Below are 11,915 nucleotides of genomic sequence, written 5' to 3' on the forward strand. Positions count from 1 at the left end.
TAAATGTAAACAAAAAACCCGATGCCTGCGCACCGGGTTTTAAAAATCAATCCAATTTCAACACTGCTAAAAATGCTTCCTGCGGAATCTCCACGTTGCCTACCTGGCGCATGCGTTTCTTTCCTTTCTTCTGCTTTTCCAGGAGCTTCCGCTTACGGGAAATGTCACCGCCGTAGCATTTGGCCAATACGTTTTTGCGAAGGGCTTTCACCGTCTCACGGGCAATGATTTTCTGACCGATGGCGGCTTGAATGGCAATCTCAAACATCTGGCGTGGCAGCAACTCCCTTAGTTTCTCACAAAGGCGCTTGCCCCAGTCATAGGCTTTGTCGCGGTGCACAATGGCGCTTAGGGCATCTACTTTCTCGCCGTTGAGCATGATGTCCAGTTTGACCATGGTTGATTCCCGGAACCCGATTAATTCATAGTCCAGGGAAGCGTAGCCGCGGCTGATGGTTTTCAGTTTATCGAAGAAATCGAATACAATTTCGGCCAGCGGCATTTCAAACACCAGCTCCACACGGTCTGAGGTCAGGAAGTTCTGGTTCTTGAGAATGGCGCGTTTGTCCATGCACAACGAGATAATGGCCCCAATGTATTCTGACTTAGAGATGATCTGCGCTTTGATAAACGGCTCCTCAATGCGGTCAATAAAGTTAGGCTCCGGCATTTCTGACGGCGCATTCACTTTGATTTCGCCGTCTTTGGTGGTGAAGGCCTTGAACTGCACGCTGGGCACCGTAGTGATCACGGTCATGTCAAACTCGCGCTCCAGACGCTCCTGCACAATCTCCATGTGGAGCATGCCCAAGAATCCGCATCTGAACCCAAAGCCCAACGCCGCCGAGGTTTCCGGTTCCCAAACCAATGATGCATCGTTCAGCTGCAACTTCTCCATGGAAGAACGTAGTTCCTCGTACTCCGTGGTTTCTACCGGGTAAATACCGGCAAATACCATCGGTTTTACTTCCTCAAAACCTTGAATCTGGATGGTGTCTGGATTGGCGGCGTGCGTGATGGTATCGCCTACTTTTACCTCTTTCGCGTTTTTAATGCCCGAGATGAGGTAGCCCACATTGCCGGCACCCAGCACATCGCGGGGTTCCTGGTTTAGTTTGAGCACGCCAATCTCGTCGGCTTCATATTGTTTGCCGGTGGCAATGAATTTCACCTTATCGCCTTTTCTGATAGTGCCGTTCATGATCCGGAAGTACACCTCAATGCCGCGGTAGCTGTTGAACACCGAGTCAAAGATCAAGGCCTGCAGCGGCGCGTCTGGGTCACCTTTGGGCGCTGGAATTCGGTCACAGATGGCCGCCAGAATATCTTCAATGCCAATACCGGCCTTTCCCGAGGCGTGTATAATGTCTTCCTTCTCACAACCGATGAGGTCAATGATCTGGTCGCTTACCTCTTCGGGCATGGCGTGGGGCAAGTCTATTTTGTTGAGCACCGGAATAATTTCCAGGTCATTGCCAATGGCCAAATATAAGTTAGAAATGGTCTGGGCCTCAATGCCTTGGCTGGCATCTACAATCAGCAAGGCACCTTCACAGGCGGCAATAGACCGCGATACCTCGTAGCTAAAATCCACGTGGCCGGGCGTGTCAATCAGGTTCAATACATAGGGTTCGCCTTTGTATTGGTATTTCATCTGGATGGCGTGGCTTTTGATGGTGATGCCCCGCTCCCGCTCCAGGTCCATGTTGTCTAAGAGTTGGTGCTGCATTTCGCGCTCGGTCACCGAGGAGGTGAACTCCAACAGACGGTCAGCGAGCGTGCTTTTGCCGTGGTCAATGTGCGCAATGATGCAAAAATTGCGGATGTTCTTCATAGAAAAGGATTACAAGACCCAAAGATACAAAGAAAACCGCCGCGGCGGAACCGGTTTCTTGGGCTGGCTGCCAGAATTTGCGCCGGGGTTTCCGTTTTCAGGCTCGTTTTGGGAAATGAGGCTTAAAACGGAGGAGCGCTCCACAATCATCCAGGTGTTCAGACTACGTCTTGCGCTGGTGCATTTATTTCATAGATTTAAGGGATAAATGCACCTTTTGAATAGAAATATTGGAAATAACTGCACCCGGTACAGTTATCTGGGTGTTAGGCGTAAATTATAAATAGATGAAACTTATCGACAGCTTAGACCAAATTGAAAATAATATTGAGACTGTAGAGACTTACTTGACAGGCTACGATGAATATAATAGGCAAGAAACAATTAATTTAGTAAAGCGGGGGACTTGCTTCATAGCCTATGAAATTGAAAAGGAGCTAAGATTTGCACCTAGCCGTTTCATAGGTTACAAAAGCAACAAAATCGACAGGCATTTAAACGCTTATAAAGACGGACGTGAAACTAATAAAGCTATTAATGACGTCCTCGGCTCTAAGCCAATCCCAAACGACAGTTTAAATAAAAAGTACATTTCCTATTGCAGAAGCTTGGGAATTGAACCAAATGAAACTGGAGCGTTTGGTGTACAAAGAAAATTTTGGACACTCAAAATATCAGAAGAGTTTGAAAGCAACGCTGAACTTACTGGAGAATTTCCAGAAGGAAAAATAGTTGAGAGAACACATAAAGTCAGAGAAAGAAATAGTAAAGTAATACAAGTAGCAAAAGATAATTTCAAGAAGAAACACGGAAGATTATTCTGCCAAGTTTGCGGATTCGATTTCGGAAAAGTGTACGGTGAAGTTGGAGAAAACTTTATTGAAGGACATCACACGATTGCAGTAAGTGAAATGTCATCAGATTATAAAACCAAACCGGATGACATTGCAATGCTTTGCTCAAACTGCCATAGAATGGTACATAAAAAGAGACCGTGGCTCTCAATGCAGGAGTTAAGCAAATTACTCAAATAAAATCTACGCCTAACAAGGTGTAAACGGCAGCATCGGCCGACGGCCTCCGCCGCCGCTTACACTAGCCGTTAGCAGTAAGTTATAGAATATGGAAAAGCGATATATTATAAAAATAACGGCATTAGTGCTTTTAACTTCCCTATTCTGGGGAGTGACAATCGATAGAATCAAAATTGACGGTATATCAGGTGAAGTTTGGGAATTGTTCCTTTCAACTGATACAAAATATTCTGATGGATATTCCCATGCTGGATTCAATAAAATAAAAGTAGGGATGACAGAGAAAGAGGTTAAGAAAATATTAGGTGAACCTTTAATAAGATGGACTCCATATAGATTTACAAGTATTCAGCAGAAAGAACATTATATAGGATTTCAATACAGTCAAAGTCCATCGGACACTCACTATAGAATCAGGCAAGTTTACTTAAATAATGGGACAGTTGCAGAAGTAATAGGAAGCTTTTATGTTGACTGAAAATCGGTTATAGGTTTATAAGAAAACTACTTTTTTTAAGGTGTTTTTAAACTGTTTTTATAAAAATAGATCAAAAATAGAAAAGAAAACCTGCTGCCAACATTGAGTAAACATCATGCCACGGCCGACGGCCTCGCCGTCCCCTTACACGAGTCCGTCATAATTGAAACAAAACCCTTAACACCTGTCATCACCATGGAAAAACTGCAATACAAAACAACCATCAAGGCACCAGCGGCCAAAGTTTTTGATATTATGCTGGGCCTCGGCAACAAATCAACCTATGAGCAATGGACGGCCTTGTTCAATCCTACCTCTACCTATGAAGGAACCTGGGACAAGGGAAGTAAAATTCTGTTTGTGGGCGTAGATGAGAAAGGAGAAAAAGGCGGCATGGTGTCAAAGATTGCCGAGCACGTTCCCAACCAGTTTGTGTCCATACAGCATTACGGACTTGTAAAAGCCGACCAGGAAATTACCGAAGGCCCGGAAGTGGAAAAATGGGCCAACGGCTTTGAAAACTACTCTTTTGAGGAAAACAACGGCACTACCACAGTAACCGTTAACCTAGACACCACTGAAGATTTTATAGACTATATGAACGAATCCTACCCCAAAGCACTGGAGAAGCTGAAAGAAATTTGCGAGAAGCACTAATTTCCGTTTTCGGCTTCGTTTGCTGAAATGAGCCCCAAAACGGGTTCAATACCCATCGTATTTCTTTATCTCCTAAAATGTTCAGGTTTTTTTGAAATACCTTTGGTAACGGAGCGGTCAATTCCTTCTGCTCTTTTAAAACTACTATTCTGTTCCCTTTCATGTTTACCGCTCCTGCTTCGCTTAAAATTAGCTTCCTTATAGTTCTTCTTTTCCTGACCCAGCTGGCCTTTGGTCAGACCAACTTCCAGCCGGGCTATGTAGTCACGCCGGCGGGTGATACCCTGAGAGGGTTTGTGGATGAGAGAAGCCTGGACGAGAATTTCACCAAGGTTTTCTTTAAGAAAGACCTGGCTGACCAAAGGACGGTTTACGCCCCTGCAGACCTGAAGGCCGCGGGCGTAAACGGAAAAGATTTTGTGACTGGCGTGGTGGAAACAGAAATGAGCCCCAATGAAACCAGCAGATTGAGCAAGTTTCCCGAATTCAAAATAGACACGGTGCACACCTTTTTACTGGTGCTGGCTAGGGGCCCCAAGAACATTTACTACTCCGTGAACAGCATTGGCAAAGAGCAGTTTTATAGCCAGCAGAACGGTAAATTTGAATTTCTGGCTTACAAGCGGTACCTCAAAAAGGAAGAAGGCAAAGAAGTCATTGCCGAGAACAAGAAATTCATAGGCCAGCTTGCCCTGCTCATGAATGATTGCCCCAATCTCCATAAATCGTTGGGCACGGTGACTTATTCCAGAAAAAGCTTTGAGCGGTTGTTTACTTCGTATTACCAGTGCGTGAATTATACAGAAGGAAAGATTCAGAAAAGCATGAAAATAGCGTTTGAATATGGGGTAGTGGCAGGAGTTTCTAAGACATCAATAGAGTTCGAAAGCCCAGATTTTCCGCACCTCACAAACTCAAAATTTAAGGATTCCTATAACGTCACCGGGTCTTTGTTTCTAAATGTGATTCTTCCTTTCAGCACCCAGCGCTTATCAATCTACAATGAAGCCGGCATATATTCTTTCGCCACTGACAATCATTATGAAGATATAGTGCATTCTTATTACTATAGAAACTATTACACTTCGCTAGATTTCACATATTTAAAATTAAATAATTTCCTTAGGTACAAATTGCCACTAGGCACCTCAACTATATTTTTACAGGCAGGCGTATCCAACAGTATAGCGGTTAAATCTGATAATGTTGTCCGAAAAGAGCAGTTTCTTCATGGTGAAATTACCACAAGCGATTCTGAAGCTGTTCCGGGTGTAAGGAAATATGAGCAAAGTTTGGCCGTAGGGGCAGGTTATTTATTTAAAAGATTTTCCGGTGAATTTAGATTTGAGAAAGGAAACGGAATTTCCATCATTGGTAATCTCCAGAATTCCAACACCAAACTTTTTGTACTGTTAGGCTATAGGCTTTCTAAATAATTAGAATGCTTTTGGCATTAGTAATGTTGCTTCAAAAAAGCCTTGTTACTATTAAACTTCTAAGTACATTTTTACACTTATAAATTCCGTTTTCGGGCTCATTTCCAGAAATGAGCCCCAAAACGGACTCTCTCTTACGAGGCATTCAAATTAGGAAACGCCCAGTTCAGCTTCACGGCCAATACTCTAATGACAATAATTACCAGCACCCCGGCGGCCATAGGCACTTCCTGGGGTACAGGTGCCAGGCGCATGAGCAGGTAAACCACGCCGCCCGCCAGACAGGCGGTGGCGTAGATTTCGCGCCGAAAGATCAACGGGATGTCATTGCACAGAATGTCACGCACTACGCCGCCAAACACCGCCGTCACCACGCCCATCACCAATGCAATCAGCGGCGACACGCCAAATCTCAGCGCTTTCTCCAGGCCCAGAATAGTGAACAGGGCAATGCCCATGGAGTCAAACAGGAACATGGTTTTGCGGTATTTCTCCACCTTCCGCCGGAACAGCAAAGTCACCACCACTGAAACAAAAACGGTGATGAGCAGTTTCTCCTCCTGCACCCACACCGGCCGCACATTGAGCAATACATCGCGCAAGGTACCGCCGCCCAGCGCGGTCACAAACGCAATCACCGAGGCCCCAAACGGATCCAGTTTCTTGGCCGCCGCCGTGAGCGTACCACTAATGGCAAACACAAACGTGCCCAGAATGTCAATGGCAGGAATGAGTGCTGAAACCGGAATCTCGGTGATGGGAATATCTGGAATAGGAATTTGCGGCATGGGCAGAAAGATTTATCGGTAAACTACACAATTCACCGTAAAAGGAAACAGCCTTCGCCCAACGAAATCCGTTTTTGCCCTCCATTCTGGAAATAGACCCGAAAACGGAAGTCCGGAGTTGAGGCCATTTTCGGCAAATTGCCTTTAATTATGTACTTTCGCCTACCAAACACTAGCAACCTAACAAATGTCAGTTTCTGCTGTTCAGCCGTACAAACCGGTCAACCATATTAGAATTGTCACCGCTGCGGCACTTTTTGACGGCCATGACGCCGCCATCAACATCATGCGCCGCATCATCCAATCATCGGGCGCCGAGGTGATTCACCTGGGTCATAACCGCTCCGTGCAGGAGATTGTGGACTGCGCCATTCAGGAAGACGCCCAAGCCATTGCCATCACCTCTTACCAAGGCGGTCACCTGGAGTACTTCAAATACATGTTTGACCTGCTCAACGAGCGCGGAAGTGGCCACGTGCGCATCTTCGGCGGTGGTGGCGGCGTGATTTTGCCCACAGAAATTGAAGAGTTGCACGGCTACGGCATTGCCCGCATCTACTCCCCAGACGATGGACGCGCCATGGGCCTGCAAGGCATGATCAATGATATGCTTTCCCAGTGCGATTTCCCTACGGGTCAAAACCTGAACGGCGAAGTCAAACATCTCAAAGACAAAGACGCCAAATCCATTGCCCGGCTAATTTCAGCCGCCGAGAACTTTCCAGAGGAATTTGATAAAATAAGAAAAGACCTCACCCCAGCCCTCTCCAACGGAGAGGGAGCCAAAAACTCCCCCTCTCAATTGGAGAGGGGGCAGGGGGGTGAGGTTTCGCCTGTACTAGGCATTACCGGAACCGGTGGAGCAGGTAAATCATCTCTAGTAGATGAACTGGTACGTAGGTTCCTGGCAGACTTCCCAGATAAAAACATCGCCATCATCTCCGTGGACCCATCTAAGCGTAAAACGGGTGGTGCTTTACTAGGCGATAGAATACGCATGAACGCCATCAGTAACAGCCGGGTGTACATGCGTTCCCTGGCCACGCGCCAGAGTAACCTGGCCTTAAGCAAGTATGTGCAGGATGCCGTGGACGTGGTGAAAGCCGCTCAGTTTGATTTGATCATTCTGGAGACTTCGGGCATTGGCCAGTCAGACACCGAGATTATTGAACACTCCAACGCCAGCTTGTACGTGATGACGCCTGAGTACGGGGCCGCCACGCAGTTGGAGAAAATTGACATGCTGGACTTTGCCGATATCATTGCCCTTAACAAGTTTGACAAGCGCGGAGCTCTGGACGCCATCCGGGATGTGAAGAAACAATACAAACGCAACCACCAGTTATGGGATGTGAATGATGATGACATTCCGGTTTTCGGAACCATCGCCTCGCAGTTCAACGACCCAGGGATGAACCGTCTGTACAAAGCGGTTATTGCCAAGATCACGGAGAAAACCGGCGTGGCGTTTGACTCAAACTTGCAGGCCACCGGCGAGATGTCAGAGAAAGTCTACATCATCCCTCCTGCCCGCACACGCTACCTTTCTGAGATTTCTGAGAACAACCGCGCCTATGATAAGTGGGTGCAGGAACAAGCCAGCGTCGCCCAGAAACTGTACGGCATTCGTCAGTCCATTGAGGCTATCCAAGTCCTTGAGGTAGAAGATAAAGACCGCTTGATTAAGGGGTTAGAGTATGCCTATGAAGAAACCGCTTTAAGGCTAGACGGCCAGAACAAGAAGCTGTTGGAGCAATGGCCAGAGAAGCGCCAGGCCTATAAAAATGAATTCTTCGAGTTCAAGGTGCGGGACAAGGTTTTAAAAATTGCCACCCATACTACCAGCCTCTCACAGCTGCAGATCCCTAAGATTGCCACACCACGTTATGAGGCCTGGGGTGATTTGCTGAAATGGAACCTGCAGGAGAACGTACCAGGGGAATTCCCATACACGGCGGGCGTGTTCCCGTTCAAGCGCGAAGGCGAAGACCCTACCCGTATGTTCGCCGGTGAAGGCGGACCTGAGCGCACCAACCGTCGCTTCCATTACGTAAGTAAAGGCCTGCCAGCCAAGCGTTTATCTACCGCGTTTGACTCTGTAACTTTATATGGCGAGGACCCAGATTTACGTCCGGATATCTATGGTAAAATTGGTAACTCGGGGGTAAGCATTGCCTGTCTGGATGATGCCAAGAAACTGTATTCGGGCTTTAACCTGGCTGACCCAATGACCTCGGTGTCCATGACCATTAACGGTCCTGCCGCTATGTTAACCGGTTTCTTTATGAACGCCGCCATTGACCAGCAGTGCGAACGCTACATCAAAGAGAATGGCCTGGAACAAGAAATTAACGAGAAGATTGAAGCCATTTTCCAGAATACCGGCCAGAAACGCCCTATTTATCAAGGACCACTTCCTGACGGCAACGATGGCTTAGGCTTGATGCTCCTAGGTGTGACCGGTGACCAAGTGTTACCCGCCGATGTGTATGCTTCTATTAAAGAGCGCACATTAGCATCCGTTCGCGGAACGGTGCAGGCCGATATCCTGAAAGAAGACCAGGCGCAGAACACCTGTATTTTCAGCACCGAGTTTGCCTTGCGTTTGATGGGTGACGTGCAGCAGTACTTCATTGACCACAACGTCCGCAACTTCTACTCGGTGTCTATCTCTGGCTACCACATTGCGGAGGCGGGCGCCAACCCAATCTCGCAGTTAGCCTTCACGCTTGCCAACGGCTTCACGTTCGTAGAATACTACGTGAGCCGCGGCATGGACATCAATGCTTTCGCACCTAATCTGAGCTTCTTCTTCTCCAACGGCATTGACCCAGAATATGCGGTGATTGGGCGCGTGGCCAGAAGAATCTGGGCGAAGGCCATGAAATTGAAGTACGGCGCCAACGCCCGCTCGCAGATGTTGAAGTACCACATCCAGACCTCGGGCCGCTCCTTACACGCCCAAGAGATTGACTTCAATGACATCAGAACCACGCTCCAGGCGCTCTATGCGATTTATGACAACTGTAATTCGCTCCACACCAATGCTTATGATGAAGCCATAACTACGCCTACAGAAGCCTCTGTGCGTAGAGCCATGGCCATTCAGCTCATCATCAACCGTGAGTTAGGTCTGGCTAAGAATGAGAACCCATTGCAAGGCTCGTTCATCATTGAAGAACTGACGGACTTGGTGGAGGAAGCCGTATTGCTGGAGTTTGACCGCATCACCGAGCGCGGTGGCGTATTGGGTGCCATGGAGACCATGTACCAGCGCGGCAAGATTCAGGAAGAAAGCTTGTACTATGAAACGCTCAAACATACCGGAGAATACCCAATCATTGGCGTAAACACGTTCTTGAGTAGCACCGGTTCGCCAACCGTCATTCCTTCTGAGGTAATCAGAGCCACTGAGGAAGAGAAGCAATTCCAGATTTCCATGTTACAGGAGTTACACGCCCGTCACGCGGAGAAAGCGCCTGCCCTGTTAAAGCAATTGCAGGAAGTAGCGGTAAAGAACGGCAACATCTTTGAAGCCTTGATGGAAGCCTCTAAGTACTGCTCGCTGGGCCAGATCACCAATGCCTTGTTTGAGGTGGGTGGTCAGTACAGACGCAATATGTAAGATAAAGTTCAAAGTCTAAAATTCTGCATTTGGCTTAGAGTAAAAAGGAGTTGGTACAAACCGGCTCCTTTTTTTTTGTTGGGTAGGTCAGGCAAGGTTTGCGTTTTTGGCTTCGTTTCCAGAAATGAGCCCAAAAACGGAATAGGCGGTGAAGTTTCTGGTTTAATTGTGTGTGTTTTCAATCAAATAGCAGAAGCATAACGCAACGGTGATGTTCTCTTTATGTTGGAGTAAACTAGATTGTAGAATTTTACGTTTAAGATATAACCCCTTAAAGACCAACGCCATGAAAACATTTTCCGCCCTTTCGTCCATCTTAGTCCTTGGTATAGTAGGTGCCTTGGCTACCACATGGCTGGCTCCTGAGAAAATCACGCTGGATCTCTCAGATGAAGACATCCACCTGTATTTATAGACAATTATTTCAAGCTTCAGGAACCCCGCGTATGCGGGGTTTTCTGTTTTCCCCCTATCCTATTTACCCAGAAACCGTACCTTTACCGGTACAAAAGAAAAACTATGGAATTAAAAGACCTCAACCAGAAAATCAGTTACATCATAGGCCGCGACATGGCCGCCAATTTCACCAAGCAGGGCATCACCATTGAAGTGGAAGCGCTGTCGCAGGGGTTAAAAGAAGCATTGTCGGGCCAGGCCTCGCAATTGTCGCCCGAAGAAATCCAGAACACTATGATGCAGCTGCAGATGCAGATGCAGGAAAAACAGCAGTCCTCAGCGGGCGCTTCTGGTGAGCAAAACAAAAAAGAAGGCGAGGCTTTCTTGCAGGAAAACAAGGCAAAATCTGGCGTGACCACGCTGGCCAGCGGCCTGCAGTACGAAGTTTTGGAAAGCGGTTCCGGCAAAACGCCAGGCAAAAGCTCCAACGTGACCACCCACTACCACGGCACCTTGATCAACGGCACCGTGTTTGATTCTTCATACGAGCGTGGTGAGCCCGCCACTTTCCCGGTGAACGGCGTGATTGCCGGCTGGACAGAAGCCCTGCAACTCATGAAAGAAGGCGACAAGTGGAGACTCTACATTCCGGGTGACCTGGCTTACGGGTCAAGAGGCGCCGGGGCAGACATAGGACCTAACACCACCTTGATTTTTGATGTGGAATTGCTGAAGGTGCACTAAGCCAGCTTTCAAAGCTCACTTGTAAAAAACGTTCTTGTTAAAAGCGCACGTTTTAAACAAGACCAATTCGCTATCTCAGATGGCAAAATAATTCTCCGTTTTGGGGCTCATTTTCAGAAATGAGCCCCAAAACGGAAAGCAAAACGCCCTGTTCTTCTAGTAAGAACAGGGCGTTTTTCATATAATAGCCAACTTACGTAACTCAGGATAACATAGTGGGTTCATGGGCCAGCCAATGCAGGGCTTCTTCCCGTTTGGTGAAATAATTAATGCTCAGGGGCAACTGCAAAGCACCGGTGCGAAGCACTGAATACTGTTGCACCATGTTTTGGTACATATCCTCGGTCATGACAAGCGCCACCTGGTGTACATTCAAATCTATACCGGCCACAGCATTGGGCAGAGCATTGAACACCCATTCATCCGCTTCTTTAGACAAAGGACCTTTGTGCGTGGAATCAATAAGTGTTCGCTGGATGGCATGGGTTTTCAGCAGGTCAATCAGCGCCGACAGACCCGATTGGTATTCAGATAGATGCACAGGCCGTTTCCAGCTTAGCATAGCCACTTTTTGAGTTTCATCTAACCCCAAGCGGCAATAATCAGTTTCTAAAGGAAACATAAAGATAATTATTTCACAGATTATTATTTAAATAATCCTACTTATGGATATAATTTGGTATAAATATAAAGCCTAAATTAAGGAGTAGGCCTTTCATTTGCAATGGTATTCTTTGAAATCTTGAGATGGTATTTTTGGCTAGTTCTGGTTTTTCTACCATATCAAGACAAACCTGCCACAAGCTTAATTCTAAGCCGATTAAATAAATATTATAAAAGATTTTTAATTACACTTTTGCTGTTAATTTTGGCGCCCGTTTGGAGGTAGAAAACAGGAAACCTTGTTGGCTGCCATTGCAAAA

12 protein-coding genes are annotated in these 11,915 nt (G+C 46.9%); 8 read left to right on the top strand and 4 right to left on the bottom strand.

Annotated features, from left to right (window positions below; genetic code table 11):
• Positions 1-46 precede the first annotated feature (46 nt).
• On the bottom strand, positions 47-1,834 hold the full coding sequence (gene lepA / locus IMY23_RS05190; protein WP_192821066.1) for a translation elongation factor 4: 1,788 nt from the start codon (positions 1,832-1,834) through the stop codon (positions 47-49).
• Here lepA and IMY23_RS05195 point away from each other — a divergent pair.
• The 4 genes from IMY23_RS05195 (at position 1,824) to IMY23_RS05210 (ending at position 4,003) form a co-directional block, all read left to right on the top strand.
• On the top strand, positions 1,824-2,042 hold the full coding sequence (locus IMY23_RS05195; protein ID WP_192821067.1) for a hypothetical protein: 219 nt from the start codon (positions 1,824-1,826) through the stop codon (positions 2,040-2,042). The two genes, lepA and IMY23_RS05195, sit on opposite strands and share 11 nt — an antisense overlap.
• A gap of 79 nt (positions 2,043-2,121) precedes the next feature.
• Positions 2,122-2,868: an HNH endonuclease gene (locus IMY23_RS05200; RefSeq protein WP_192821068.1), complete on the top strand. Its 747-nt coding sequence runs from the start codon at positions 2,122-2,124 to the stop codon at positions 2,866-2,868.
• An 88-nt stretch (positions 2,869-2,956) separates the two neighbouring features.
• Positions 2,957-3,346, top strand: a complete 390-nt coding sequence (locus tag IMY23_RS05205; protein ID WP_192821069.1) for a hypothetical protein — start codon at positions 2,957-2,959, stop codon at positions 3,344-3,346.
• A 195-nt stretch (positions 3,347-3,541) separates the two neighbouring features.
• Positions 3,542-4,003, top strand: coding sequence for an SRPBCC domain-containing protein (locus IMY23_RS05210; RefSeq protein ID WP_192821070.1), 462 nt, complete (start codon positions 3,542-3,544; stop codon positions 4,001-4,003).
• Positions 4,004-4,068: 65 nt separating this feature from the next.
• Here IMY23_RS05210 and IMY23_RS05215 read toward each other — a convergent pair whose 3' ends face one another.
• Positions 4,069-4,509, bottom strand: a complete 441-nt coding sequence (locus IMY23_RS05215) for a hypothetical protein (protein WP_192821071.1) — start codon at positions 4,507-4,509, stop codon at positions 4,069-4,071.
• A gap of 48 nt (positions 4,510-4,557) precedes the next feature.
• Here IMY23_RS05215 and IMY23_RS05220 point away from each other — a divergent pair, with 48 nt between their 5' ends.
• Positions 4,558-5,439, top strand: a complete 882-nt coding sequence (locus tag IMY23_RS05220; RefSeq protein WP_192821072.1) for a hypothetical protein — start codon at positions 4,558-4,560, stop codon at positions 5,437-5,439.
• 134 nt (positions 5,440-5,573) lie between these two features.
• Here the strand turns inward: IMY23_RS05220 and IMY23_RS05225 are convergent, their stop codons facing one another.
• Entirely contained in the window at positions 5,574-6,227 is a 654-nt protein-coding gene (locus tag IMY23_RS05225) for a trimeric intracellular cation channel family protein (RefSeq protein WP_192821073.1), read from the bottom strand.
• Between the two features lie 187 nt (positions 6,228-6,414).
• Here IMY23_RS05225 and IMY23_RS05230 point away from each other — a divergent pair, with 187 nt between their 5' ends.
• From IMY23_RS05230 to IMY23_RS05235, 3 genes are all read left to right on the top strand, one after another.
• Positions 6,415-9,852 (top strand): methylmalonyl-CoA mutase family protein, encoded by a 3,438-nt coding sequence (locus tag IMY23_RS05230; RefSeq protein ID WP_192821074.1) that lies wholly within the window; start codon positions 6,415-6,417, stop codon positions 9,850-9,852.
• A gap of 286 nt (positions 9,853-10,138) precedes the next feature.
• Positions 10,139-10,267 (top strand): hypothetical protein, encoded by a 129-nt coding sequence (locus tag IMY23_RS20120; RefSeq protein ID WP_255430343.1) that lies wholly within the window; start codon positions 10,139-10,141, stop codon positions 10,265-10,267.
• Positions 10,268-10,371: 104 nt separating this feature from the next.
• On the top strand, positions 10,372-10,992 hold the full coding sequence (locus IMY23_RS05235) for an FKBP-type peptidyl-prolyl cis-trans isomerase (RefSeq protein WP_192821075.1): 621 nt from the start codon (positions 10,372-10,374) through the stop codon (positions 10,990-10,992).
• A 202-nt stretch (positions 10,993-11,194) separates the two neighbouring features.
• On the opposite strand, the gene IMY23_RS05240 is transcribed toward IMY23_RS05235, so the two are convergent.
• A complete protein-coding gene (locus tag IMY23_RS05240; RefSeq protein WP_192821076.1) occupies positions 11,195-11,614 on the bottom strand; it encodes a hypothetical protein in 420 nt (139 codons plus the stop codon).
• Positions 11,615-11,915: the final 301 nt, after the last annotated feature.

Source organism: Rufibacter sp. LB8 (assembly GCF_014876185.1).
Lineage (GTDB): Bacteria > Bacteroidota > Bacteroidia > Cytophagales > Hymenobacteraceae > Nibribacter.

Bases quoted from the DNA above. Each gene is read 5' to 3' on its own strand.
- IMY23_RS05195 (WP_192821067.1), top strand. From the start codon at position 1,824: ATGTTCTTCATAGAAAAGGATTACAAGACCCAAAGATACAAAGAAAAC.
- lepA (WP_192821066.1), bottom strand. From the start codon at position 1,834: ATGAAGAACATCCGCAATTTTTGCATCATTGCGCACATTGACCACGGC.
- IMY23_RS05200 (WP_192821068.1), top strand. From the start codon at position 2,122: ATGAAACTTATCGACAGCTTAGACCAAATTGAAAATAATATTGAGACT.
- IMY23_RS05205 (WP_192821069.1), top strand. From the start codon at position 2,957: ATGGAAAAGCGATATATTATAAAAATAACGGCATTAGTGCTTTTAACT.
- IMY23_RS05210 (WP_192821070.1), top strand. From the start codon at position 3,542: ATGGAAAAACTGCAATACAAAACAACCATCAAGGCACCAGCGGCCAAA.
- IMY23_RS05225 (WP_192821073.1), bottom strand. From the start codon at position 6,227: ATGCCGCAAATTCCTATTCCAGATATTCCCATCACCGAGATTCCGGTT.
- IMY23_RS05230 (WP_192821074.1), top strand. From the start codon at position 6,415: ATGTCAGTTTCTGCTGTTCAGCCGTACAAACCGGTCAACCATATTAGA.
- IMY23_RS20120 (WP_255430343.1), top strand. From the start codon at position 10,139: ATGAAAACATTTTCCGCCCTTTCGTCCATCTTAGTCCTTGGTATAGTA.
- IMY23_RS05235 (WP_192821075.1), top strand. From the start codon at position 10,372: ATGGAATTAAAAGACCTCAACCAGAAAATCAGTTACATCATAGGCCGC.
- IMY23_RS05240 (WP_192821076.1), bottom strand. From the start codon at position 11,614: ATGTTTCCTTTAGAAACTGATTATTGCCGCTTGGGGTTAGATGAAACT.